Annotated in this window: 20 protein-coding genes, 1 tRNA gene and 1 pseudogene; 9 read left to right on the plus strand and 13 right to left on the minus strand. The window is 66.6% G+C overall.

Annotation, left to right across the window (positions count from 1 at the left end; all coding sequences use genetic code 11):
* Window positions 1-95 precede the first annotated feature (95 nt).
* Together LC066_RS17055 and LC066_RS17060 are read left to right on the plus strand one after the other, a co-directional pair.
* Window positions 96-686 (plus strand): outer membrane protein, encoded by a 591-nt coding sequence (locus LC066_RS17055; RefSeq protein ID WP_224901466.1) that lies wholly within the window; start codon window positions 96-98, stop codon window positions 684-686.
* Between the two features lie 276 nt (window positions 687-962).
* Complete coding sequence (locus LC066_RS17060) at window positions 963-1,448, plus strand: outer membrane protein (protein ID WP_224901468.1); 486 nt, start codon at window positions 963-965, stop codon at window positions 1,446-1,448.
* 50 nt (window positions 1,449-1,498) lie between these two features.
* Here LC066_RS17060 and yihA read toward each other — a convergent pair whose 3' ends face one another.
* The 5 genes from yihA to ttcA form a co-directional block, all read right to left on the minus strand.
* Window positions 1,499-2,149 (minus strand): ribosome biogenesis GTP-binding protein YihA/YsxC, encoded by a 651-nt coding sequence (gene yihA / locus LC066_RS17065; protein WP_224901530.1) that lies wholly within the window; start codon window positions 2,147-2,149, stop codon window positions 1,499-1,501.
* Window positions 2,149-2,889 carry an MOSC domain-containing protein gene (locus LC066_RS17070; protein WP_224901472.1) on the minus strand — a complete coding sequence of 247 codons (741 nt, stop codon included), beginning with the start codon at window positions 2,887-2,889 and terminating at the stop codon, window positions 2,149-2,151. The genes yihA and LC066_RS17070 overlap by 1 nt, the downstream gene beginning before the upstream one ends.
* A complete protein-coding gene (gene yidC, locus LC066_RS17075; RefSeq protein WP_222480499.1) occupies window positions 2,890-4,737 on the minus strand; it encodes a membrane protein insertase YidC in 1,848 nt (615 codons plus the stop codon).
* A gap of 316 nt (window positions 4,738-5,053) precedes the next feature.
* Window positions 5,054-6,553, minus strand: a complete 1,500-nt coding sequence (locus LC066_RS17080; RefSeq protein ID WP_318246723.1) for a putative bifunctional diguanylate cyclase/phosphodiesterase — start codon at window positions 6,551-6,553, stop codon at window positions 5,054-5,056.
* Window positions 6,554-6,656: 103 nt separating this feature from the next.
* Window positions 6,657-7,520, minus strand: coding sequence for a tRNA 2-thiocytidine(32) synthetase TtcA (ttcA, locus tag LC066_RS17085; protein ID WP_085890241.1), 864 nt, complete (start codon window positions 7,518-7,520; stop codon window positions 6,657-6,659).
* Window positions 7,521-7,569: 49 nt separating this feature from the next.
* Here ttcA and LC066_RS17090 point away from each other — a divergent pair, with 49 nt between their 5' ends.
* Window positions 7,570-8,508 (plus strand): YwqG family protein, encoded by a 939-nt coding sequence (locus tag LC066_RS17090; protein ID WP_224901477.1) that lies wholly within the window; start codon window positions 7,570-7,572, stop codon window positions 8,506-8,508.
* A gap of 25 nt (window positions 8,509-8,533) precedes the next feature.
* Here LC066_RS17090 and yidD read toward each other — a convergent pair whose 3' ends face one another.
* From yidD to rpmH, 3 genes are all read right to left on the minus strand, one after another.
* Window positions 8,534-8,842, minus strand: coding sequence for a membrane protein insertion efficiency factor YidD (gene yidD, locus LC066_RS17095; protein WP_224901480.1), 309 nt, complete (start codon window positions 8,840-8,842; stop codon window positions 8,534-8,536).
* Window positions 8,839-9,366: a ribonuclease P protein component gene (rnpA, locus tag LC066_RS17100; protein ID WP_412103253.1), complete on the minus strand. Its 528-nt coding sequence runs from the start codon at window positions 9,364-9,366 to the stop codon at window positions 8,839-8,841. Before rnpA ends, yidD begins: the two co-directional genes overlap by 4 nt.
* Before the next feature lie 111 nt (window positions 9,367-9,477).
* Window positions 9,478-9,612, minus strand: a complete 135-nt coding sequence (gene rpmH / locus LC066_RS17105) for a 50S ribosomal protein L34 (protein ID WP_005980833.1) — start codon at window positions 9,610-9,612, stop codon at window positions 9,478-9,480.
* A 395-nt stretch (window positions 9,613-10,007) separates the two neighbouring features.
* Here rpmH and LC066_RS17110 point away from each other — a divergent pair, with 395 nt between their 5' ends.
* Together LC066_RS17110 and LC066_RS17115 are read left to right on the plus strand one after the other, a co-directional pair.
* The gene (locus tag LC066_RS17110; protein ID WP_224901482.1) at window positions 10,008-11,432 is read left to right on the plus strand and encodes a sensor histidine kinase; all 1,425 of its coding nucleotides are present in this window, start codon (window positions 10,008-10,010) and stop codon (window positions 11,430-11,432) included.
* Window positions 11,433-11,538: 106 nt separating this feature from the next.
* Window positions 11,539-11,615 (plus strand) — tRNA-Arg (locus LC066_RS17115).
* Window positions 11,616-12,018: 403 nt separating this feature from the next.
* Here LC066_RS17115 and LC066_RS17120 read toward each other — a convergent pair.
* The 3 genes from LC066_RS17120 to LC066_RS17130 form a co-directional block, all read right to left on the minus strand.
* A complete protein-coding gene (locus LC066_RS17120; RefSeq protein ID WP_224901485.1) occupies window positions 12,019-13,860 on the minus strand; it encodes an ATP-binding protein in 1,842 nt (613 codons plus the stop codon).
* A 493-nt stretch (window positions 13,861-14,353) separates the two neighbouring features.
* On the minus strand, window positions 14,354-15,754 hold the full coding sequence (locus LC066_RS17125; RefSeq protein WP_224901488.1) for a carboxylesterase/lipase family protein: 1,401 nt from the start codon (window positions 15,752-15,754) through the stop codon (window positions 14,354-14,356).
* 28 nt (window positions 15,755-15,782) lie between these two features.
* Complete coding sequence (locus tag LC066_RS17130; protein WP_224901491.1) at window positions 15,783-17,921, minus strand: beta-glucosidase family protein; 2,139 nt, start codon at window positions 17,919-17,921, stop codon at window positions 15,783-15,785.
* Window positions 17,922-18,156: 235 nt separating this feature from the next.
* Here LC066_RS17130 and LC066_RS17135 point away from each other — a divergent pair, with 235 nt between their 5' ends.
* From LC066_RS17135 to LC066_RS17150, 4 genes are all read left to right on the plus strand, one after another.
* A complete protein-coding gene (locus LC066_RS17135) occupies window positions 18,157-19,254 on the plus strand; it encodes an aldo/keto reductase (RefSeq protein ID WP_224901494.1) in 1,098 nt (365 codons plus the stop codon).
* 324 nt (window positions 19,255-19,578) lie between these two features.
* Window positions 19,579-20,487 (plus strand): carbohydrate ABC transporter permease, encoded by a 909-nt coding sequence (locus LC066_RS17140; protein WP_224901497.1) that lies wholly within the window; start codon window positions 19,579-19,581, stop codon window positions 20,485-20,487.
* Entirely contained in the window at window positions 20,484-21,293 is an 810-nt protein-coding gene (locus LC066_RS17145; RefSeq protein ID WP_224901500.1) for a carbohydrate ABC transporter permease, read from the plus strand. Before LC066_RS17140 ends, LC066_RS17145 begins: the two co-directional genes overlap by 4 nt.
* A gap of 10 nt (window positions 21,294-21,303) precedes the next feature.
* Entirely contained in the window at window positions 21,304-22,797 is a 1,494-nt protein-coding gene (locus tag LC066_RS17150) for a M81 family metallopeptidase (RefSeq protein ID WP_224901502.1), read from the plus strand.
* Between the two features lie 165 nt (window positions 22,798-22,962).
* On the opposite strand, the gene LC066_RS17155 is transcribed toward LC066_RS17150, so the two are convergent.
* Entirely contained in the window at window positions 22,963-23,952 is a 990-nt protein-coding gene (locus tag LC066_RS17155; RefSeq protein ID WP_224901505.1) for a Gfo/Idh/MocA family protein, read from the minus strand.
* Window positions 23,953-24,869: 917 nt separating this feature from the next.
* Window positions 24,870-24,973 (minus strand): annotated as a pseudogene (locus LC066_RS17160) (IS5/IS1182 family transposase); the annotation flags it as partial.

A 24,973-nucleotide genomic window follows, 5' to 3' on the forward strand; every position in this document is an offset into this window, starting at 1 on the left:
GTCGGAGGTGCGTTCGCGGCGCATGCCCGAAGGGAGCGTCTCAGCAGGGTCGGTCATCCCCAGCCGTCCCTGGAAAGAAACGAAGGAGAAAAAGAATGCTTCGCAAAACCATGATCGCAGCAGTGGCCGTCAGCGCAGTGGCCGCCCCCGCCTTTGCAGGCTCCTACCAGGAAGCCCCCGCAGACCCGGTCGTCCCCGCACCCGCACCGGCCCCGGTCTTCTCGGGTTCCGACTGGACCGGCGCCTACGCCGGTGCATCGCTGGGCTATGGCGATCTCGACGCCGAGCTGGGTTCCGCCAGCGAAGGTGCCGACGGCACCGTCTACGGTGTGCAGGCCGGTTACGACTACGACTTCGGCACCTTCGTGCTGGGTGGTGAACTGGACTACAGCGCGACCGATCTGGACTTCGACGGCACTGACCTCGACTCGATCACCCGCCTGAAGGTCCGCGCCGGTTACGACGCCGGTCAGACCCTGATCTACGGTGTCGCCGGTGCCGCGCACGCCGAATCCGATCTGGGCGACGACAACGGCTGGATCCTGGGCGTTGGCGCAGACTACAAGCTGACCGACAACGTCACCGTCGGCGGCGAATACCTGTACCACCAGTTCGATGACTTCGACGATAGCGACATCGACATCGACGGCAGCACCCTGGCGGCCCGTGTGAACTACCGCTTCTGATCCGGTCCGACCGCGATCAACACTCTGGAAAGGCCCGGGATCTCCCGGGCCTTTTTCATGTGCGGCCTGCGCGGCGGGCCAGCGCCAAAGGCGCAATTTACCTCGCATTTTCAGAAAGTCTGAATGGCAAGGGGCGGCCATCAGGCAAGGTTCGGCGTGATTTTAGTGAACTTTTAGTGCGTCTGGCGTGTTGTGTTTGTGATGGAACAGCACCGCGCTCATATCACCGCCCTGGGTGGGCAAGCCGTCCGGACCGCGGCGGGATCTCTGGCACTCATGCTGTCGGCGCTTCTGCTCATGGCCACCACGGCACGGGGCCAGCCGCTGGACGACGATTGGACCGGCGCCTATCTCGGCGCCTCGCTTGGGGTCGCGACCGATGCCGACGGCGATGTGATGCGCAGCCTGCACGGCGGCTACCTGGAACAGAGGGGCACCACCACCTACGGGGTGGAGCTTGAGCTGGCGGAGACCGACATCGGAAGCCCGGCAGGCCCGGTGGACAAGATCGCCCGGGTGAAGGGACGCCTGGGGATGGTGCGCAGGGAGGTCCATGTCTATGCCGTGGCGGGGCTGGCCCACATGCAGGGCCGGTTCGGCAGCGATACGGGGTTCGTGCTGGGGGTAGGGGCGGAAACCCACCTGACGGAGCACGTGACGCTGGGCGGGGAACTGTTACACCATCAGGTGTCGGATTTCGACGGCACCGGCGAGCGTTTCAGCATGAACACCCTGACCGGGCGGCTCAATTACCGCTTCTGAGGCGGAGCTGCTGCCAGAGCCGCGAGGCGGCCGCGCATGCGCGGCCGGGCTCAGTCCAGCCCGGCGATGATGGCGCGCAGCGTGGCGATGCCGTCGCCCTTTTCCGAAGAGGTCAGCACCAGCTCGGGGAAGGCGGCGGGGTGTTTGGACAGGGCGCCGCGCACCTGGTCCAGGACCTTCTGCCGGTCCTTCTCCTTCACCTTGTCCGCCTTGGTCATAACGACCTGGAAGGTCACGGCGGCACTGTCGAGCAGCGTCATGATCTCCTCGTCGACGGCCTTCACGCCGTGGCGCGAGTCGATCAGCACGAAGGCGCGGCGCAGGGTCTGGCGGCCCTGCAGGTACTGTTTCAGCAGGCGCTGCCATTTCTCCACCACCGACAGCGGCGCATTGGCGTAGCCATAGCCCGGCAGGTCGACGAGGTAGCGTTCCTCGCCGAGGGTGAAATAGTTGATCTCTTGCGTCCGGCCCGGCGTGTTCGAGGCGCGGGCGATGCCCTTGCGGCCGGTCAGCGCGTTGATCAGGCTGGACTTGCCCACGTTGGAACGGCCGGCAAAGCAGACCTCCAGCCGGTCGGCCTCTGGCAGGCCGTTCATGGCGACTACGCCCTTGACGAAATCCACCGGCCCGGCAAACAGCAGGCGGCCCTTTTCGGCCATGTGGGCATCGGGCTCTTCGGCCAGGGGGAAGGGAAGGGGCATCATAGCAGGACCTCCACCGGCGCGTCGGTGGCGATGGTGCCGGGGGTGACCACCTTCGCCTTCACGCCGAAATCAACATGGCCCCAGGTCCGTCGCAGGGTGCGCAGCGTCTGCACGTCGTCCTGGCCGGTCTCGGGGTTAACCTGGGTGGCGCGGCAGCGGGTGATCCGCTCCACCACATCCAGTTCGACATCGCCCAGGCGGATACGCCGCCCGGGCCAGTCCAGCTCTTCCCAGGGTTCCAGACCCGACAGCCAGATGTTGCCGCGGAACCGACGAGGGTCCAGGGGCGTGCCGCAGGCCTCCGACAGGGCGCCCAGGGATGCACGGCCCAGGATCGACACGCAGGCATAGTTGGCGTCCGACATGCCTTCCGCGGGGGCCGCGATCAGCGCGCCCAGGGCGGGACGTTCGGCGGGCCAGAGCGCGGCGAGCCAGGCCGAGAGCGCCGCACCGTCGCGGGCCGGATCGACCTCGATCTCACCCGCCGTGGGGTGGCTGAGGTGGATGCGCCCATCTTCCAGCGTGCGGGCGGTGATCGCCATCAGCTGGGGGCCGTAGCAGCCGCGCGCGAAGTTGCGGCAGGATTGCCAGGCGCCGGTATCCTGCGCCTGGCCGGTCAGCATGGCCCAGGCCCGGTCACCGGGCAGGGGCCGTTCGGGCAAGAAGGCCGCGCTGTCCAGCGGCTCGGCCCCGATCCCCTTGATCGGGTGCCGCCAGATCTGCGCGACGCGTCTCATTTACTTCTTGCCCTTTGCTTCGGCCTTCTTCTTCCGGCTGAACGACGACTTGATGTTGCCGAAGACGTCGGGCTTGAACCCGTGAATCCGCATGATCGTGTACTGCTGGATGAAGGTGATCGTGTTGTTGGTGATCCAGTAGAGGACCAGACCGCTGGCGAAGTTACCGAGCATGAACATGAACACCCAGGGCATCCAGGCAAAGATCATCTGCTGCGCGGGGTCCGCGGGCGCCGGGTTCAGTTTCTGCTGCAGCCACATCGAGATGCCCAGCAGGATCGGCAGGACACCGAGGCTGGCGATGGCAAAGATGCTTTCCGGGCCCGGGGGGGCATAGGGCAGCAGGCCGAACAGGTTCAGGATCGAGGAGGGGTCCGGCGCCGAGAGGTCGCGGATCCAGCCGATCCAGGGCTGATGGCGCAGTTCAAGCGTGACGAAGATCACCTTGTAGAGCGAGAAGAAGATCGGGATCTGCAGAAGGATGGGCAGACAGCCCGCGGCGGGGTTCACCTTTTCCTTCTTGTAGAGCTCCATCATCTCCTTCTGAAGCTTCTGGCGGTCGTCGCCCGCCTTCTCCTTCAGCTCTTCCATGCGCGGCTGCAGCTCCTTCATCTTCGCCATGGAGGCGTAGGATTTGTAGGCCAGCGGGAAGAGGATGGCCTTCAGGAAGATGGTCATCGCGATGATCGACCAGCCCATGTTGCCGATGAAGCTGTGCAGCCAGTGGATCAGCCAGAAGATCGGCTTGGTGATGAAGAAGAACCAGCCCCAGTCGATCGAGTCGAAGAAGCGGGTCACGCCGGCATCTTCGTAGTCCTTGATCGTCTCACCTTCCTTGGCACCGGCAAACAGCTGCGTCTCGACCGAGACGGTCTCGCCGGGCGCGGCCTCGACGGTCTCCAGCACGGTCTCGGTCTGGTAGATGTCGGGGTTGGGGTAGTATTTCGCGGTGGAGCGGAAGGGACGGTCGCCGGGGATCAGCGTGGCCATCCAGTAGTGGTCGGTGAAGCCGATCCAGCCGCTTTCGGCCACGTCGATGCGTTCCGCCGGGGTGCCTTCGCGGGGGTCCACGTCATAGTCGGTCAGGTCGTCGTAGCCGGCTTCTTCCAGCTCGCCGTCGGACATGCGCACCAGGCCTTCATGCACGACGAAGAAGTTCTGCAGGTCGGAGGGTTCGCCATGGCGGCGCAGCAGGCCGTAGGGGCGCAGGCTGACGGCGCTGTCGTTGGTATTTTCAACCGACTGGCTGACCTGGAACATGAACTTGTCGTCGACGCTGTAGGTCTGGCGGAAGATCAGGCCCTGGCCGTTGTCCCAGGACAGGGTGACGGGGGTGTCGGGGGTCAGCACCTCGCCGCTTTCCAGCGACCACAGGGTGTCGGCGCCGGGCACGGCGGCCGGGTCGGCATTGGTGCCGGCGATCCAGCCGTAAAGCGCGTAGTACCCTTCGGGTTCGCTCTGCGGGCGCAGCAGGGTGACCTCGGGGGAGTCGTCGGCCAGTTCGACGTGGTAGTCCTTCAGCTGAAGGTCGTCGATACGGCCGCCGCCCAGCGAGATCGAGCCGGCCAGGCTGGGCGTGTCGATGGTGACGCGGGGCGCTTCGGCCTCCGCCTCGGCGGCGGGAGCCTCGGTCTGGGCCGTGGCAACGCCGTCGCCGCCCGGGCCAAGCGCGCCGTCTGCGCTGCCGCTGGTCGTCGGCGCACCGGCGGTGCCCTCAACCTGGGTCTGCTCCTCGGCGGTCTCGATGCCGGGGGCCTGTTCCTCTGGCGGGAAAAGAAGGAACCAGACAAGGACAACGATGAAGCTGAGCACCGTGGCCAGGATGAGGTTCTTGTTCTGATCGTCCATCGCGCTGCGCCACCCTTGGTCGTTGCAATATTCGGAAATTCGGTCTTGGGCGTTCAACCTGTCACCGGGCCAAAGGTCAAGGGGCTTCCCTCTTTTACAGGGCTAAGGGTCGCGGGGTTGTGTGCGGGAAACGGCGCGTTGCGAGCGGCAGATGGGTCATCTGGGGGCCGTCGGGACTGCAGGCCCATACCGGGGCCGCGGTCTGTCGAGGGGGGGCGGCTTTGACGGGGAGGCGCGGTTCTGGGCCAAGCACCCGATTGATGCGGGGCAAGGCGCGATCAGCGATCAAATCCGATGGGGTCGTGGTTCGCGCTGGTCAGCCGCTGCGGCGGCCGAACTTCGGCGCCTCGGTCAGGCCGGCGTGATAGGCGCGCATCCATTCGATGGTCTGGTCGAAGGGCATCGGCCGTGCGATTTCATACCCCTGGACGTGATCGCAGCCCAGTTGCGCCAGCATCGCGTGTTCGCCCGGCGTTTCCACCCCTTCGGCCAGGGTCGTCAGGCCCAGCCGTTCGGCCATGGTCAGGATCGCGGCCACCATGCGCTGTTGCTCGATGTCGCGGTCGACCTTCATCACGAAGCTGCGGTCGATCTTCAGCCGCTCCACCGAGAAGCGCCGGATGGAGGAGATGGAGGCATGGCCGGTGCCGAAATCATCCAGGTCGATGCGGCAGCCCATCTTGGCCAGCCCGTTGATATTGCGCGAAATCACATCTTCGGGGGAGGCGGCGACGACGGTTTCCAGCACCTCCACCGTCAGCCGTCCCGGTGTCAGCCCGTAGCGGTCCAGCTGCCAGCGGATCTTCTCGACCAGCTGGGGGTTCATCAACTCGTCATTGGCGAAGTTCACGCCGACCTGGGGCACGTTCACCCCGGCCTCGTCCCAGCGACGCAGGGCGATCAGGGATTGCACCAGCATCAGGTCGCCCAGCCGTTCCATCAGCCCGGCCTGCTGCACCATCGGCAGAAACTCCGCCGGGGAGATCATGCCGCGCTGCGGGTGGCACCAGCGCGCCAGCGCCTCGAAGCCGGTGACCAGCCCGGTATCGGTGGACACCTGCGGCTGGAAGAAGGGCAGGATCTGGCCCGCCTCCATCGCCGTCTCGATCTCGTCCGCCGGGATGGGGCCGGACCGCCGACGGCCCTGCATGTCGACCGAGAAGGAGCGGATGGCCGAGGGGGCGAACCGCCCGGCCTCGCGCAGGGCAGTGTCCGCCGCGGCCAGCAGCGAGGCGCCGCTGGGTTGCGGGCTGCGGGTGCCCAGGCAGAAGCCGATGGAACAGGAGAGGTAGACCGTGGTCGCATCCAGCGACAGCGGTTCCTCCACCGCCGCCTGCAGGCGCGAGGCCAGCTGAATCGCCGCCTCCAGGTCCAGCTGGGTCACGGGGCCGACGCAGATGCCGTACCTGGCATCGCCCAGACGGCAGAGCGTATCGTCATCGCGCAGGGCGCCGCGCAGCCGCGTGGCGATTCGATACTGCGCGTCATCGGCGGCGGCGGGCCCGTAGCGGTCGCGGTAGGCGTCGAAGTCGTCCAGTTGCAGCAGCAGGCAGGCGGTCTTGCCGATGGCGCCTTCGCGCGCTTGCAGCGCATGGTCCAGCGCCCGTTCCAGACTGTCGCGCAGGGGCAGGCCGGTGACCGGATCGCGCGGATCGCCCGAGGGGCGCGGCGCCGGATCGGACCCGGCGAAACTGTAGAAGACCGGCAGCAGCAGGGCCGTCAGGATCAGCGCCGCCTCCCCGGCGACCCAGAAGGCGGTCAGGCAGATCGCCGGCAGCACGGCCACCATCTGCGGGCCGCACAGGGCCCGACGCAACCGCGCCCGAACGCGTCCGACGTCTTTAGCCCTGATCCCCGGCATTGCAGGTCATCCCATGTGTCATGGGCGGTGACGCTACGTCCAGAAGTTCAATAGCGGCTTAACGCAGGCTGGGAATCGAATCTTCTTCCTGAGGCGCGGCGCCCAGGGTCAGCCCGGCGAAATCGAACAGCTTCGGATCCAGCAGATGCGAGGGCCGCGCGTTCATCAGTGCGCGGAACATCACCTGCCGCCGTCCGGGGCTGTTCTTTTCCCATCCGTCGAGGATCTGTTTCACCTGCTGGCGTTGCAGCCCGTCCTGGCTGCCGCACAGGTCGCAGGGAATGATCGGATAGTTCATCGCGGTGGCGAATTTCTCGCAATCCGCCTCGGCCACATGGGCGAGCGGGCGATAGAGGAACAGGTCGCCTTCCTCGTTCACCAGCTTCGGCGGCATGGTCGCCAGGCGCCCGCCGTGGAAGAGGTTCATGAAGAACGTCTCGAGGATGTCGTCCCGGTGATGGCCCAGCACGACCGCCGAACAGCCCTCTTCCCGCGCGATGCGGTAGAGGTTGCCGCGCCGCAGCCGCGAACACAGCGCGCAGAAGGTGCGGCCCTGGGGGATCTTGTCCATGACCACCGAATAGGTGTCCTGATATTCGATCCGGTGCGGGACACCCATCTTTTCCAGGAACTCGGGCAGGACGGTGGCCGGGAAACCCGGCTGCCCCTGGTCGAGGTTGCAGGCCAGCAGGTCGACGGGCAACAGGCCACGCCACTTCAGCTCATGCAGGACGGCCAGCAGGGTATAGCTATCCTTGCCGCCCGACAGGCAGACCAGCCAGCGCGCGCCGGGTTCGATCATGCCGTATTGTTCGATCGCCTCGCGTGTGTAGCGCACAATCCTTTTGCGCAGCTTCCGAAACTCGGTGCTTTGCGGGGCGCCGTGGAACAGCGGGTGGATTTCGTCACATTCATCACGCATGCTCGGCCCATAGATCGTTTCGCGTAAGCGGACAAGGGCGGGGTGCGTCATGGGCTGGCTGGGGCGTCTTTTCGGAAAGAAACAGGGCGAAAGGAAACAGGGCGGGGCGCCGGAGCGTCCGGCGGATGCCGCGCCGCTGGTGGCGGATCCCGCGCTGGTCAGCGCGCCGCCCGAACCGGAGCCTGCCGAGGCGGAGGCGCCGTCGTCCGATGCCCCCGCCGCGTTGCCCCCCGACATCCTGGCCGAGATCGAGGCGTTGGCCATGCCGGCCATCCGCCTTGTGCCGCAATCCGGCGCGTCGGTGCCAGAGGCCCCGGTGTCGTCCCTCGGGGGACGGCCCAGCCTGCCCGAGGGCATGGACTGGCCCGAGGACGACGCGCGGCCCATGCTGTTTCTCGCCCAGATCAACTATGCCGAGATGCCGCCCCTCGAAGGCTATCCCACGTCCGGCCTGCTGTCGGTCTTCGTGGCCGAGGGGGAAACCCACGGCTGCGCCTTCCCCTCACTCGATCAGGCGGGGTTCCGCAGTCTCTACTTGGAGGATCCCACGACCTGCCAGCGCCGCGATCCGCCGGATGCGCCGCAGGGGCCGGATCCGCTGGGCACAACCCTGCGGGCCGAGGGCGCGGTGCTGACCGGTGAGGCGGTGCACGACCTGCCCGGGGCCGCGCTGCGCGAGGTGGCGGCGTTGCAGAAAGGCTGGGCCGAGGCGGGCCGTGAGGTGGATGAGGCCGCCCTGGACCGTGTGCTGGAGGCGGGCCGCGCGGGGGCGATCACCTATGGCGGCTACCCCGTTTTCGCTCAGGGCGACGTGCGGACGGGGCGGCAGCGGTTCCATGCGAAGGTCCTGCTGCAATTGGGGCGCCTGGGGGCGGGGGACCGCGCGGTCAGCTTCGGCGATGGCGGGGCGGCGAATGTCCTCATCAAGCCCAAGGACCTTGGGCCACGGCGCTTCGACCAGGCGCTGTATCACTACGACAGTTATTAGGCGGGCAGGCAGCGGGCGCCCGGGCTCACCGCTCGGGGTCGCGGTCCTCGGCCTGCGCGGCGGCGTCTTGATCGCCGTCGGGGTGCCGGGCGCCCCGTGCGGGCGGCACGTCGTCCACCCCCATGCCGCCCCAGGGGTGACAGCGGGCGACCCGGCGCAGGGACAGCCAGAACCCGCGCAGGGCACCGTGTTTTTCCAGGGCTTCCAGGATGTAGGCGGAGCAGGTGGGGTCGTAACGGCAATTGTGCCCGACCCAGGGGGAGAAGATCAGCCGGTAGACCCGGATCGGCAGCGCCAGCACCCAGGCCGCCGGGCTGAGGCGGCGGCCGCTCATCCCCGCGCGCCGTCCTTGCGCGGATGCTTCGGTCCGGGCGCGCGTTCGGCGTGCAGCCGCTCCAGCGCGCGGGCCAGGTCCTGCTTCAACAGCTCGAAGGGGCGGTCGGCGGTTTGGTCCTTGCGGCCGATCAGCACATAGTCCCAGCCGGGGCGCCCCTGGAGGGGCAACACGGCGCGGGCGGCTTCGCGCATCCGGCGCTTGGCGCGGTTGCGGGCCACGGCATTGCCGACCTTCTTCGAGCAGGTGAAGCCGACCCGGATCGCCTCCGGCGCCTCGGGCTCATCCTCGGCCCGGCGACGGGCCTGCACCATCATCGACCCGGCGCCCTGACGACGGGCGCGGGCGGCGGCCAGGAACTGGGACCGCTTGGCGAGGATCTTCAGCGCGGGGGCAGGCGTGTCGGGCATGGCGGTCTCGGGTGTGGCCGCATCGGAGACAGGACCCGGGCACGACGAAACCGCCGAGGTCGTTGCCCTTTGCGCCGGTTCGGCGATGTCGGGCGTGACCTTCGGCGGTGTCATGATCTTGCGACCTGTCTGCCTGGAAAGCGGCTCCGGGAACCGGGGCCGCCGGGCGTCAAGCGAGGAACGGGAAATCGTCCGGTCGGCGCGGAAGACCCGCGCCGGCAGCGATCACGCGCTCAGCGACTTACGGCCGCGGGCGCGGCGGGCGTTCAGGATCTTGCGACCGGCCTTGGTGGCCATGCGGGCGCGGAAACCGTGGCGCCGCTTGCGGACCAGGTTCGAAGGTTGGTAGGTGCGTTTCATCGCTCCGTCTCCGTTTCTATTCCCGCGGTGGCAACCGGGGTTTCTGTTCAGATGCACGGCGGCGATGCCGGAAGGCCAGGGGCCTGCGCGATACCGACGCGATGCTGCACGGGTTCGTTCCGGGAATCGGCCCGGCCCCGCTGGTGTTCGAAGCCCGTGCTATAAGAACGCCCGCCCGTCTTGTCAAACCCATCCGCCCCGAAGCCGGGGTTTTTCTGCCGCGGCTGGGGGGAGATCGGGGGCCGGATCAGGGGGGGAACCGGCAAGATCGGCACTTTTCACCATGACAGCGCCGCCTGCACTGGGAAATTGTCACGCAAGGCCCTAGTTTCAGGGCAGTTATTGATCCAATTGCGGCCCTGGCCGCCATGCCGGGCCGGAGGTATGCGCCCCTGATGTTCCGTTCGCTTTCCGGACGCGTGCTGATCCTGACCGGGATCTTCGTCATTCTGGCCGAGGTCCTGATCCTCGTGCCATCCGTCGCGCAATTCCGGCAAGACTACCTGATCTCGCGTCTCGAACGTGCCCAGATCGCCTCTCTGACGCTGCTCGCGGATGACATGATTCCCGAGGACCTGGAAGAGGAGCTGCTGCGCAACGCCGGCGTCTACAACGTCGTGCTGCGCCGGGACGAGGCGCGGCAACTGGTGCTGTCCTCGCCGGTGCCGGGGCCTGTCGTGGACACCTTCGACCTGCGCGACCCGACGATGAGCGAACTGGTCCGCGAGGCGCTGCTGACCTTCTTCGAACACGGGGACGAGGTGATCCGGGTGATCGGCAACCCGGTGCGCGAGGCCGGTCTGCTGATCGAGGTCACCATGCCCACGGCGCCCCTGCGCGCGGCCATGGTCGAATACATGCGCTACATGGTGATGATCTCGACCCTCTTCTCGGTCTCCACCGCGCTGCTTCTGTTCATCGCCGTGCGGTCCTTCATCCTGCGGCCGATGAAACGGGTGATCGGCCACATGCGCGCCTACGCCCAGGACCCGGAGGACGGGCGGCGCATCATCACGCCCTCGGCCTCGGTCTCGGACATCCGCGACGCGGAAGAGGCCCTGCACGAGATGGAGACGCAGCTGACCAGCGCCCTGCGCCAGAAGGAACGCCTGGCACAGCTGGGCTCCGCCGTGGCGAAGATCAGCCACGACCTGCGCAACATCCTGACCTCGACCCAGCTTTTCGCGGACCGGCTGGAGGCCTCCGACGATCCCACGGTGAAACGGCTGGCGCCGAAGGTGGTGAACTCGGTCAGCCGGGCGGTGAACCTCTGCGAGGCGACGCTGGCCTTCGGCCGCGCCGAGGAGCCCGCGCCGCGTCTCAGCCTGCTGTCGCTGGCCGACGTGGTGGGGGACGTGATCGACGGCGAACGGCTGGCCGTGGCGGAGGAGGCCGACATTTCCTTCGCCGAGGACGTACCAGCCAGCCTGCGCCTGCGCGCCGACCCCGAGCAGCTGCACCGCGTGCTGGCCAACCTGGTGCGCAATGCCCGCCAGGCGCTGGAGGCCACGGGCCGCGCGGGCGAGATCGCCGTGTCGGCCGAGGAAAGCGACAGCCAGTGGCTGATCCGCATTTCCGACACCGGCCCCGGCTTGCCGCCCAAGGCGCAGGAGCATCTGTTCACCCCCTTCACCGGCGGCGCGCGCAAGGGCGGCACCGGCCTGGGTCTGGCCATCGCCGCCGAGCTTTTGCGCGGCCATGGCGGGCGTCTGGACCTGGAACGCACCGGGCCCGAGGGCACGATCTTCCTCATCTGCCTGCCGAAAGAGGTCGGGCCGGCGACCGAGAATTCCGGCGCTGGGGCCGATGCGCCTGCATGACAAGGGCTTTGGCCGGGGGCGAACGCGGGCGCGAAAAACTTGTCACGAAAATTTCGATTTTTCGCTTGCACCCCTCCGGCCTCAACTGTAGATCACGCCCCACGACGCACCGGTAGCTCAGCTGGATAGAGTACCTGACTACGAATCAGGGGGTCGGGGGTTCGAATCCTCCCCGGTGCGCCACTTCCCCAACCGGCTTTGAAACATTGGATAACTTGCCCGGGTTGAGCCTTCGGTTCGGCTGAGTTGGTACGTTCCATTCCCGATATGATCTTCTGAAGGTCCGCGCTGCCGCCTTGGCGAGCGGCCTTGCTTTGCGTTTGCTGTCCGGGAACCGCCATGCGCTGTTCACGCGTGGCGCAGGTCTGCTTGAAGACCGAAGCACGGTGTTTCTGATGCGGTGGACGCTCCGCCCCGTGAGACCCGCGTCGGGGCGGACGCGACTGCGCGATACTTTCCGGCTCTACGGGGGCCGACCGCGCACCAGGTCTCCGAGGCGCTGCCGCCGATGAAGCCCTGGGAGGTGGTCAGAGTCAAACCGGTCGCCTGACCGAAGTCAGGCAGCGTGAGGCGGAGTCCTCCGCTGCTAGTCCCGCAGGTCCAGGGAGCTTGCCGTAAGAGCCAAGGCCCTGTGCAGGTCGCGCTGGCTGAGCGGCTTGCTGAGGAAATCATTCATTCCCGCGGCCATGCAGGCGTCCCGATCCGAGGAGAAGGCGTTCGCCGTCAGGGCGATGATGTAGGGTTGTCGTATCTCCAGTCCCCTGATTTCGCGCGTGGCGTCGAGCCCGTCCAGCTCCGGCATGGACAGGTCCATCAGGATGACATCGGGCTGCCGGGAGAGTGTGGTCTCAACCGCCTGGCGGCCGTCTTCGGCGGTGATCACTGTCACCGGGGTTGTCTTCAGGAACTGCTCCACCAGGACACGGTTGATCGCGTTGTCATCCGCGATCAGCACAGTCATCGGTGTCAACGCTGCCGGCAAGGTTTCGGTGGTCTCACCGCCGGTGAAATCCTGCGCCACTTTCTCCAGCTGAAGCGTCAGCTCCAGCCGGGTGCCCGTCGACGCCCCCGGGGGCAGCAGTTGCAGATCCCCGCCCATGCGCCGGGCAAGCGCGCGGCTGATCGAAAGGCCAAGCCCGGTTCCGCCATGGCGGCGGGTCGAGGCGTTGTTGCCCTGGTAGAAGGGGTCGAAGACCTTTTCCAGACTGTCCTGCGGGATCCCGATGCCGCTGTCCGACACCAGGATACGCAGGCGCCAGCCCCCTTCGTTTTCGGTGGCGCTGGCGTGGACATTGACCTCGCCTTCTTCGGTGAACTTGATCGCATTGCTGGTCAGGTTCATGAGGATCTGCTTCAGCCGCGTTTCGTCGCTGACGGCATGGGCGGGAAGGGAGCCGTCCAGGACCAGGCTGAAGCGCAGGCCCTTTTCCTCGGCGAGAGGCTGCATCAGGCGCTTGGTCGCTTCCAGGGCGTCCCGGGGCGAGAAGGGGCGGTGTTCGAGCGTCAGCTGGCCCGCGTCGAGGCGGGAGAAATCCAGCACGTCGTTGACGATCCGCAGCAGCGATTTCGAGGCATCGCGGATGGTCGTCACGTAGCGGCCGGCCTCGGGATCGAGATCGCGGTTCTGCAGCAGCTCCCCCATGCCGGAAATCGCATTCAACGGCGTGCGGATCTCGTGGCTCATGGTGGCCAGGAAGGTGGATTTCGCCTGGACGGAGGCTTCGGCCTCCAGCCGTGCGGCCTCCAGTTCCCTGTTCGTGGCCTCCAGGTAGGCCGTGAATTCCATCAGTTGCCGTTCGTTTAGCAGGCGCTTGTGCCAGCTGCGCAGACCGAACCCGACGAAGGTGTAGGCGAGATAGCCAAGCAGCAGCACTTCGAGCATGTGCACCCAGAAGGTGCTGTCGAGCGGGGCGGGCGAGGACAGCACATGCGCGACGTAGATCGGGATCGCGCAGGCCAGGATCACCAGCTTGGCCCGGGCGGCCAGGGGGTGGTGGCTCATCACGAAGCCGGCGTTGATCGTTGCGGCCATCAGAAAGCATAGCGCGATCAGCACGGACTCGCCCGTCGGTGCCCCGAACAGCAGCACGAGGACACAGGAGCCGATCGTGGCCGACTGCAGCGCGGCGGACAGGGCCGTCAATTTCAGAAGCGGGGGCAGGGGCCGTTCCTGTTTCGACCGTGCCAGGGCGAATTTGAGGGCCAGCGCGTCGATGCCCTCGCCCAGCAGGGTGATGCCCACGCAGAAGGCCGCGGCGACGGCGCCGACGAAGTACCACACCGCTGCCGCGCCAATAGCTGTCGCGATCTGCCGCAGAAGCAGCTGGCGCATGCGGGCGTGGGCGTATCGCTCGAACAGCGGGCGTGGGCCATATTTCTCGTCGAAATAGGGATGGTCCGCGGGCGAGGCCGTCAAACGCTGGGTCATGTCTTTGCCTTGGCTGACTACTGCTGGAAAAAGTAGCAATTGCTGAGGTTCTGTCCAAGGACCCTGTATTGGGAAGGCGAGGGCATGGGAAGCTGTGTGATCCGGAAACCCGTCGAAGGTTGCTGGGAAGTGAGGGGAAGGAAAGATTGCTTCTGATGGCTTGGCCTTCCGGCGCAGTGCCCTTGCCCGGCCTATCCGAGGGGCTGGAAGTCTTACTCTCATGGAGCTGCGCGACAAACGGCTCCGAAAAGAGGCGGTGACATCAGCGGTATCTGCTGGCTGGCCGATGCGCCGATGGCACGTTTGGCCCCCTTGTTTACTGAGACACCGCGCCCTGCGCACCGTGCAGCGCGGTCGCCTCATCAGCAGGGGCGGTCTGAACGGCAGGTCTTCCTGCGGCTTACTTACGCCCTGGCCCTGTCGAAGCCAGACAGGGTCGCGTCGTACGGCGGTGGCGGCCCCTGCCATGACCTGTGTCTGGCAGGGGCTCTGATCAGTTGTTCCGGGTCACGGTCGCGCCGCCGTCCGGTGTGAAGGTCAGCGTCGTGGCTTCCCGCCCGAAGCGGGGCCATTCAGTCGTGCCGGTCGCATTCGGTGTGCCAGATTTGACGAAAGCCGAAAGCGTGCCCTTGGCCGTCTCGCTGGCCCTGCGGTCGAGCTCCGTGACATCCGGCCCGAAACGCGGCTCCAGGGTTCCGAAGAAGAAGGGGATTTCGGAGGCATGTGCCGCCCCGTTCGGATGGTCCCCGCGCTGGGTCTCGGCCACGTAGTCGAAGACATAGTGCCAGGTCGGCATCCCGCTGTCCGTCATCAGGGCGGCGAGGTCCCGCGCCCCTTGCAGCATCATGCCGTCCGGGCCGCCGATGTCCGCGGATGTCGCCCCGATCATCACCGGAACCTCCGCGAAACGACCGCTGTCGTAGGCGCTTGTGGTGTCGACCACCGTTACCCCGTCGGTCACCGGCATGTGGAAGTCCGGCGGCGTCGCGTGATCGCGCGAGAAGAGCACTTCGAGGTTCAGCCCGTCGATGACGTCCGCAGCATCGAGGGCGCGCAGGGCCGCGGCGGCCTCCGGTCCGGTGCCGTCGATGCCCTTGCCCTCGGCAAAGGTCCGCGCCGCCCGGGCTGCCTGTTCGGGGCTGGCGGACATGCCGCTGCCGCCGTCGCCGCCCGACTGGATCACCGCGGCCGAGGCCATGCCCGCGGTCAGGGGCGAGGTCAGCAGGATGTGCACCGACCGGCCCCCGGCGCTTTCGCCGACCAGGGTGATCCGCTCCGGATCGCCGCCAAGGGCCGCGATGTTGTCCTTGACCCAGCTGAGCGCCGCCGCCTGGTCGAGGATGCCGAAGTTGCCGCCCGCTTCCGCGTCGGCCGCCCCCTCGGCCAATGCAGGATGCGCGAAGAAGCCGAAGCGGCCGAGGCGGTAGTTGATGCTGACGACTACCATGCCGTCCCGCGCCAGCGCAGCGCCATCATAGACCGGCGCCGAGGCGCCCCCGTTGATGAAGCCGCCGCCATGGATCCAGACCATGACGGGCAGTTCGTCCCCTTCGCTGATGCCGTCGGGCCGCCAGACGTTCAGGTACAGGCAGTCCTCGGCAGGTTCGGTGCCCAGCGGTGCGGCGTCGGAGGGGAAGGGCTTCTGCGCGCAGTCATGCCCGAACTCGGTCGCATCATAGGTGCCGGACCACGGCTCCACCGGCTGCGGCGCCTTCCAGCGCAGCGCGCCGACGGGGGGCTTTGCATAGGGCAGGCCGAGGAAGGCCTCGGTCCCGTCGTCGATCTTGCCCGCGATGTCGCCGGTTGCAATCCGGGCCGTTGGATTTGCCATGGCCGTGCCTCCCATTCCGATCAGTCCGACGGTGATCAGGCTGATGATGCTTGCGTATCTCACGTTCTACTCCTTGGGTGTTGCCTGGCCCCTACGGGCGGAAGGCGTGGTCCGGCAGGGAAACTTCCGTGCAGAGGGTCATGGTCGCCGCGTCGGCGCCGACGCAGACCGAATAGGTGCCCGCCGCGATATGCCACCCGTCCTGCCAGTGCGCGAAGAGGCGCGGCTCCAGCGGGACCGAGATCAGGCGGGACTGTCCGGGGGCGAGGTGGGTCTTGGCAAAGCCCGCGAGACGTCGGGTCAGGCCCGGGGCGGACACATAGATCTGGGTCACCTCGGACCCGCTGACCCTGCCGGTGTTCGTCACCGTGACATGGGCGGTCAGGTTGCGCCCGCGTGCCTCGATCCGCAGCGCGCTGTGCGAGAAGGTCGTGTAGGACAGCCCGAAGCCGAAGGGAAACAGCGGCACGTGGCCTTCGCGGGCGAACCAGCGATAGCCGGTGTCGGCGCCCGCGACGTCGTAGTCGACATGAAAGATCTCGCCGATGCGCTCCATGCCCGGGTTCGAGGTCGTGGTCTGCGGGTCGCGTTGCGCGGGATGCGGCAGCTGCGCCTCGGACGCCGGGAAGGTCACGGGCAGCCGGCCGGACGGGCAGACGCGCCCCCAGAGGATGCCGGTGATGGCCTCGGCGCCGCCTTGACCCGGATAGAAGGCCGCGAGGACGGCACGGACCTGCGCCAGCCAGGGCATCAGCACCGGGCCGCCGGTTTCCAGGATGACGACCGTCTCGGGATTTACCCCGGCCAAGGCGGCGATCAGGGCATCCTGATCGTCGGGCAGGGCCAGGCCGGACTGGTCCAGCCCCTCGGAGCGCCATTCCTCGGCGAAGACGAGGACCACGTCGGCGTCCCGGGCAGCCGCGCAGGCGGCCCCAAGGTCGCGGCCGTCGTGGAAGGTCACCTCGGCTGCGCCGGACTCGGCCCGCACGGCCTCGACCGGGATCGAGGGGTGGAAGATCCGCTGCACCGGCATCCCCATGATGTCCGTGCCATCGGTGGTGAAGCTGCCGACGGGGTTCACGTTGGACGAACCGCCGCCTGACAGAACCCCCTTGTCCGCGTGGTGCCCGACCACCAGGATGCGACGGGCCGCGCCCTTCGCAAAGGGCAGAATGCCATCGTTCTTCAGCAGGGTGATGCCGCCTTCGGCGGCGCGTTGCGCCAGCAGGCGGTGGGCGGAATGGTCGATCGTGCCGCCGGGCGCGGGCGGGGTGTCGATCGCACCCACGGCGAACAGGCTGCGCAACTGGCGCTGCACCGCTTCGTCGATGCGCGCCTGCGGGACGCGGCCCTCGGCCACCGCCGCGCGCAGCGGCGCGCCGAAGAACGGTTCGGGATCGAGGTTGGCGCCCGATTGCACATCGAGCCCGGCCAGGATCGCCTCGGTCGAATGGGTCGCGCCCCAGTCCGCCATGACCCAGCCGGCAAAGCCCCAGTCGCCCTTCAGCACGGTGTTCAGGACAAAGGCGTTCTGCGAGGCGTACTCGCCGTTCACCAGGTTGTAGCCGGGCATGATCGCGCCGGGCTGGCCGATCTCGATCCCGATCTGGAAGGCCAGCAGGTCACTTTCCCGCAGGGCCGGCTCCGACAGGTCGGAACTGACCATGACGCGCCCGGTCTCCTGCGCGTTCAGGACGAAGTGCTTCATGGTTGACACGATCCCCTGCGACTGGATGCCGGCCACGGAATGGCCCGCGATCCAGCCGGTCAGCAACGGATCCTCGGACACGTACTCGAAGTTGCGCCCGCCCCGCGGTTCGCGCACCAGGTTCGCACCGCCGGCAAGCTGCACGTTGAAGCCCTTGGCGCGCGCTTCCTGGCCGACCATTTCCCCGGTCCGTCGCGCCATGTCGATGTCAAAGCTGGCCCCGAGCAGCAGCGAGGCCGGAAGGGCGGTCGCATTGTCGCCGGGACGGACGTTGCCCAGATTGCTGACCCCGAGGCTGGCATCGGCCTGCTGGATCGCGGGAATGCCGAGGCGGTCGATGCCGGGGTAGTAGGCGGCGGAGCCGAGCGCCCCGTCGGGCCTGGGCGTGTCGCCCAACGGGATCGCCATCGGGGCGGACAGCCAGGAGAACTTCTCCTCCTCGGTCATCTCGGCCACCACCAGCCGGGCACGGGTATCAGGATCGAGGGTTGCGTCCTGCCAGGGGAAATCATCGGTCGTCATTGTCGTCTTCCGTCTTCGCGCCCCGGCGCGGAGGAAATGCCCGGTGCGCTCCGGCCCCGCCATTCCGGTCCGGTTCCGTGGCTAACCCCTTAAGTCAGCGGAAGGTTTCATGAGCGTGCTTCATGGCTGTCAGTCGCCCGGCCCGACCTTCCCAGGGGCCGCGACCTGGCTAGGTGACGGGGCAGTCAAGGGCGGCGGATCCGCGGCCCGACCACCAATCCAGAAAGGCGTCTCCATGCAGTATACGATCCTCGGACACTCCGGCCTCAGCGTCTCGAAGCTGGCCCTGGGCACGATGACCTTCGGCGCCGAAAGCACCGAAGAAGAAAGCTTTGCCGTGCTCGACGCCTTCATCGAGGCGGGCGGCAATCTGATCGACACCTCCAACGTCTATGCGGGCGGCGAGACGGAGGAGATCATCGGCCGCTGGTTCGCCGACCGGCCCCGCGACCTGACCCAGCACGCGATCCTCGCTAGCAAGGGCCGCTATTCGATCCGGCCCGAGATCAATGCCCACGGCCTGTCCCGTCGTGCCCTGCACAATGCCCTGAACGAGTCGCTGCAGCGGCTGCAGGTCGAGACCATCGACCTCTACCAGCTGCACGCGGCCGACATGCTGACCTCGGTCGAGGAAACGGTGCAGTTCCTGGCCGACGCGATCCGTGCGGGCAAGATCCATACCTACGGCCTGTCGAACGTGACCGGCTGGCAGCTGCAGCTCTTCGTGTCGACCGCCGAACGCCTCGGCCTGCCGAAGCCGGTGTCGCTGCAGCCGCAGTACAACCTGCTGTCCCGTGAAATCGAGTACGAGATCCTGCCGGCCGCGCGTCACAACACTCTCGACCTGTTGCCCTGGTCGCCGCTGGCCGGGGGCATCCTGACCGGGAAATACGAACGCGGCGGGACCGCGCCCGAGGGCACGCGCACCGGCGATGGCAGCCCGCTCTACGAATGGTCGACGGCGGAGTTCCTGAGCACGCCGGGCGGCTGGGACATTGTCGAGGCGGTTTGCGAGGTCGCGAAGACCCATGACGCGACCCCGGCGCAGGTGGCACTGAAATGGCTGATGGACCGGCCCGGCGTCGCGGCCCCCATCGTTGGCGCGCGCACCGTGGATCAGCTGACGGCAAACCTCGCAGCAACCGAACTCACGCTGGAGGCGGAGGCCGCTGATCGCCTCGAACGGCTCAGCCGGCCCGTGCCGCAGAAATCCTACCCCTACGGTGACTTCGGCGTCGCGCAGCGCGAACGCTTCCTCGACAAGGGCGCCCAGGTCGTTTTCGAAGTGGTCAAGGACGGCGCGGAGGCGCCGTTGAAAGACCGCAACGGCTGAAGGTCCGCGCGGCCCCTCCCGGGGGGCGTCACGCCCGCCGCAGCGGGCCGACCGGCGCGAGCGTTCGCAGACGCGGTACCTGGTTTCGGTGCGGCGGCGGACCCGAGCGCCGGCTTAGACGCTTGCGGGCGCGCACAGTCGCCCGCCGGTGGCAGCACTGGCGTCCAGCCCGGCACAGCGCATCGCGCCCCAGGCCCCGGCCACGGCCGAGGAAATGACAGGCAGGTCTTGCCGGGTCCGATCCATCCCGGGCCCGGCATATCTTCCCTGCGATACGCCTCTCCTGCCCCAGGGCCCTTTTCCAAGTCTCCAGAAAGGACCGGAATGCCTTTCCGTATTGCCAAGGGACACCGCCAGCGGACGCGGTGGGCCTATGCCGCCTTCCTTGCCTTGCCGGTGATCCTGTTCACCGCCGTCTACATCTATCCGCTCGTCTACTCCGTCACCATGTCGCTGCATTCCTGGGATGGCATGTCGCCGCAATGGACCTGGATTGGCTTCGGCAACTACTCTTCCCTGTTCGACGACGAGCGGTTCTGGACCGCGCTTGGAAACAACTTCCGCTGGCTGATCTTTGAACTGCTGGCGCCCACGGCCTTCGGCCTGGCCCTTGCGCTGCTTCTCAACGACAAGCTCAAGGGGGCAGGGATCTACAAGACGTTGATCTTCCTGCCCTTCACCATGACCCCGATCGCCGTCGCCGCCTTCCGGCGCTGGATCTACGATCCCAGCAAGGGTGTGGCCGAGGATGTTCTGGGCGCCATCGGTCTCGGTGCGCTGCAGCAGAACTGGCTGGGCGATCCGGATCTTGTGACCTACTCGATCATGTTCTCTTCTCTGTGGTGGAAAACCGGCTTCTCGTTCCTGCTCTACTTCGCCGGGCTTCGCTCTGTCCCGCAGGACTACATCGAGGCGGCGCAGATTGACGGTGCGAAGCCCTGGGTAATCTTCTGGCGCATCACCTTCCCCATGCTGTGGCCGACGACGATCGTAGTGCTGGGGATCTCGGGGATCGACGCGATGCGGGTGTTTGACCTTGTCCAGGGCATGACCCAGGGCGGGCCCTACAACTCGTCCCACGTCCTTGCGACGCTGATGTACGACGTCAGTTTCCAGCGTTTCCAGATGGGACGCGGCGCGGCGATCGCCGTTTGCCTGATGATCGTCGCGATGGTCATCGTGCTTCCCTACATCATCTACATGTCCAGCCGTATCGAGGACGTCCGCGAATGACCCGTAACAACGATATCTGGCGGCACGCGCTTCTGATCCTGGCCGCTCTGTTCTTCATCGGCCTAATGCTGATCGCCGTCTTTGCCTCCTTCAAGACATCGGAGGAAATGCTGACGCCACTGGCGCTGCCGGAGAGATTCTACCTGGGTAATTACCAGCAGGCCTTCGTCGATCTGTGGCGGCCGCTTCTCAATTCCGTCGCGATCACCGTGCCGGCCTTGCTCCTGTCCATCCTGGTGGGGTGCCTCGCGGCCTATCCCCTCAGCCAGATGGGGGCGAAGGCGGGTCCGGGGGGCTACATCTTCCTGCTGTTGGGGATGTTCATCCCGTTCCAGATCATCCAGATCCCGATCTTCATCATCATCCGGGCCATGGGCTTCTACGACACGATCTATGGCATGTGGGTTGTGCACCTGGCCCTGGGTATTCCATTCTGCACCTTCTTCATGCGGAACTTCTTCGCCACCGTGCCGCGCACCATGTGGGAGGCGGCGCAGATCGATGGCTGCGGGGCGGTCGGCTATTTCTTCAAGATCCTCATGCCGGCCTCCATTTCCGGGATCGCGGCCCTGGCGATCGTCCAGAGCCGCGGCGTGTGGAACGATCTGCTGTTCGCGTTGACGCTGACCCGCTCGCCCGATGCGTCGCCCGTGACACGGGAGCTTTACGGGATGGTCGGGGCCTTCCAGATCGAGGAGGGGCCGCTGATGGCATCGGCCATCGTGTCGACTCTGCCGATGGTGCTGGTGTTCCTGGTGTTCCAGAAGGCCTTCACTCGTGGGCTTCTCGGTGGCAGCTCCAAGTAAGGAGAAGACGATGACCAAACGTGTCGCCCTTGTGGGCGTGATCCACGAAGCCATGCTGTCGTGCCCGTTCCCGACGGGCGCGGAAACCACCACCGTGCTGCGCGGAGAGGAGATCATCGCGCAGCGGCCCTTCCTTGTGCGGGGCATGATCGACCGGCTGGCCGAGGAAGACGGGGTCGAGACGGTGCCACTGATCTTCGCCAAGACCTGGCCCGGTGGCGGGTTCGAGCGGTCCTTCTACGATGCCTTCGTTGCCGAGGCGCAGCAGCTGTTGCGCGACCAGGGGCCCTTTGACGCGGTCGCGCTGGCGAACCATGGGGCGATGGAGGTCGAGGGGCTGAACGAACATGGGGACACCCACTTCGCCCGCTTGATGCGCGAGGTGACCGGGGACGAGATCCCCTATGCAACCGCCTTCGATCACCATGGCCAGGTCACGCCCGAGCTGCTGGAGCACGTGACCGTCTTCACCGCCCTGCGCGAGGCGCCGCATCGCGATGACCACGATGCGTCCTACCGGGCGGGGGAATTATTGCTGCGCTGCATGGCCGGAGAGATCACCCCGGTGCGGGCCAGCGTCCGTGTGCCATTGCTGATGCCGGGCGAATGGGTGATGACCGACTACGAGCCGGCGCACGGATTGTTCTCGGGCCTTGCGGCGCGCGCCCGTGCCGAGGGCGTTCTGAACGCGGAAGTCCTCGTGGGCTTTGCCTGGAATGATAACCCCTGGGTGGGGATGCAGGCGATGATCCTGGCCGATTGTAACCCTGCCGCAGCGCAGGCCGCCGCGGCGCGGCTGGCGCAGGATATCTGGGACGCCCGCGTGGGGTTTGGGCTGCAGATGGAAACGGCGGAACTGGATGAAGGCCTTGCGTGCGCGGCGGCCTCCGTCGATAGTCCTGTCTATGTCTCCGACAGTGGCGACAATACCTCTGCCGGGGCAGGGGGCGATTTGACCACCGTTCTTCAGGCCTGTATCGCGCGGCCCGACATCACCGATGCCGTGGTCGCCGGGATTTTTGCACCGGCCACGGTGGCGCAATGCCTGCAAGCGGGTCAGGGGGCAGAGGTCACCCTGACCCTTGGCGCCGAACACCGCACCTTGCCGGTCACGGACACCGTCGTCCGGGGGCGGGTGATCGCCTGTGCCGCGACACTGGACGTGCCGCTGGGCAGCGGCTTTTCCGCCGGTGGCATCGACTGGGCCGTGGTCGACTTCGGTGGGGTCCTGGCGAAGTTCCATGCCGACCGGGTGGGGATCTCGTCGCCGCAGCATTTCGAGGCAATGGGTATTCATCCGACCGACTATGCCATTTACGTGGTGAAATTCGGCTATCTCATGCCCCAGCTGGAACAGATAGCGGCGCGCCACATTGTGCTGCTGACGGAAGGCTGCGCGAACCTTGATTTGCGCCAGCAGGAGTTCTCGCGCGTCGCCCGGCCGGCCTTCCCGCTGGATCCGGTCGGCGACACCCCGGAAACGGTGGCCTTTTCCGCCCCGTAACCGCCGCGTGGCTGCGTCAAAGGCGGGGGCGTTGGGCGCGAGGCGGAATAATCCGGCTCGCGTTCAAGTTTCCAGGGACAGCCGATCAGATCAGATGGGCCTGCCTCAATGTCACGAGAGTGCGCAGGCCCCGGCAGATCGAGGCCTCCGGAACACGCTGAGTGCTCAGTCGCGATCAGCGGCATAGCGCAGGCCGATCCGGTCGCGGATGCTGTCCATCGTGCCGAGGATCTCCACCGTTTCAGAGGGTTGCATGCGGGGCTCCCCCGTCTCGCCCGCTGAGATGGCCGCAGCGGCGGCAATGGCCTGGTGCTGCATGCCGCGCCCTTCGTTGGGCGCCGCGAACTCCTCCACGAGTTCCCCCTTGCTGTCGTACACGCACATCCGTGTTGGGGCGTACCAGATGGCGTCCAGCTCGATCCGGCCCTTGTCGCCGATGATCGTCGCCGTGTTCGGTCCCTGGAAGTCGCTGGCGCAGCTCAGTTCCGAAATGGCGCCGTTCTCGTGCCGCAGGATAATCGCGACACCCGCATCGGCACCAGTCTCGCGGAAGCGCGCGACGGCCTGCGCCTCGGCCGGCAGGCCAAGGATGTCGCAAGCGAAGGAGACCGGGTAGATGCCGAGGTCGAGCAGCGCACCGCCGCCCAGTTCCATCTTGTTCAGCCGGTGCTCGGGGGCGTCGGGCAGGTCCTGAGAGTGGTCCGCCTTGAGGGTGTGCACCTGGCCGATCGTGCCGGCTGCGAGGATCTCGTGCAGGCGGGTCATGTGCGGCAGGAAGCGGGTCCACATCGCCTCGAGTACGAACAACCCACGCGCCCTGGCGAGCGCGGTGATCTCCGCTGCCTCGGCCGCGTTCATCGCGAAGGGCTTCTCGATCATCACGTGCTTGCCGGCTTCCAGCGCAAGGCGCGCGCCTTCCAGGTGGAAGGGATGCGGCGTGGCAACGTAGATGATGTCGACATTGGGATCGGCCACGAGTGCCTCATAGCTGCCGTGGGCGCTCGGAATACCGTGCTCCTGCGCAAATGTCTGGGCTTTGGCTCCGGAGCGCGAACCGACCGCGGTAACGGGGAGCCCGGCGAGGGTGAGGTCCTTGACGAAACGTTCGGCGATTAGGCCCGTGGCCATGATGCCCCACTTGCAGGATTGGGTCATGTGTTCTCCGGATATTTGAAGCCCGCCCCATATGGGGCGGGCTCATGGGCCATGCGGCCGTCAGGAGTCTGTTAGAGTACAGTCGGAGCGGTGCAAGGCAGAGCACCTGTCCAGTCTGGTCCGGGCCTCACTGTGCGGTGCGTTGCCGATCGCCTGGGCAGGAAGGCGGTAGCGGCCATGGATCGGGCCTGAACTGCCAGATGCGCCCGTGCTGGCGATCCGCGGGGACCGGACAGGGAAACGTCGGAGCCGGAGGCAGCGGTACTCAGGTGCGGCTGCGAGGGGCTGCCGGGCAAGTCGCCCCGGCGCCTCTGTATACGTTGTAAGCGCAGCGGAGGGATCAGCAAGTCCGAGCAGGATTTCCTGGCCGTCGAACCCGGTGCCGACAAGGAAGAGGGGGCAGGGCCTTGCGCCTGCCTGGCGGGCCGCCGGTGAAGTACTTCAGGGGACGGGTCGCCACGAGGATACCAGCAGGACGGCGCTCTGAAAACGCCCGAAGATTCCTGGAAGCTGGTGAGACGCACAGGCCCACGGCCTTCGCGCGGCGAGCAAGGGAGGAAGGCTCCAACCCGCGCGAGACGCTGGTCACCGCAGATGATGAAACACAGGCAGGTGACTGGGTTTCAAAGCGCCGACGCAGGAACAAAATCAAAGATTTTTGCGGGTTGGATAAGTCCTGGACCTCTGGAAGCGGGTGGTTTCGGCGAAAAGCGCGGATCGAGAGCGCCAGTTAGACCTGTCTCAATCCGTAATAATTGAGAAAATTTGAGTGCATATATTTTGGCGGGTAGGATGGCTGGTTTAAAACCGATCCGCCCAAAATATCTTTTAGTAACAAAATTTTGGGTTGGATGCTGGAGGCGAGTACCGGACCCGCTACCATTTTTCTAAGCCCTTGAGCTACTTAGGGTCAGGACTCATAGCCAGTAAATAACGAGGGCTGCGAGGGCGATGGCTGACAGGAAGACTTTCGGGCATCTGTCGTATCGGGTCGCCACACGCCGCCAATCCTTCAGCCTGC

The sequence above is a fragment of the Pseudooceanicola marinus genome (genome assembly GCF_020177265.1).
In the GTDB taxonomy this organism is placed as follows: domain Bacteria; phylum Pseudomonadota; class Alphaproteobacteria; order Rhodobacterales; family Rhodobacteraceae; genus Pseudooceanicola; species Pseudooceanicola marinus_A.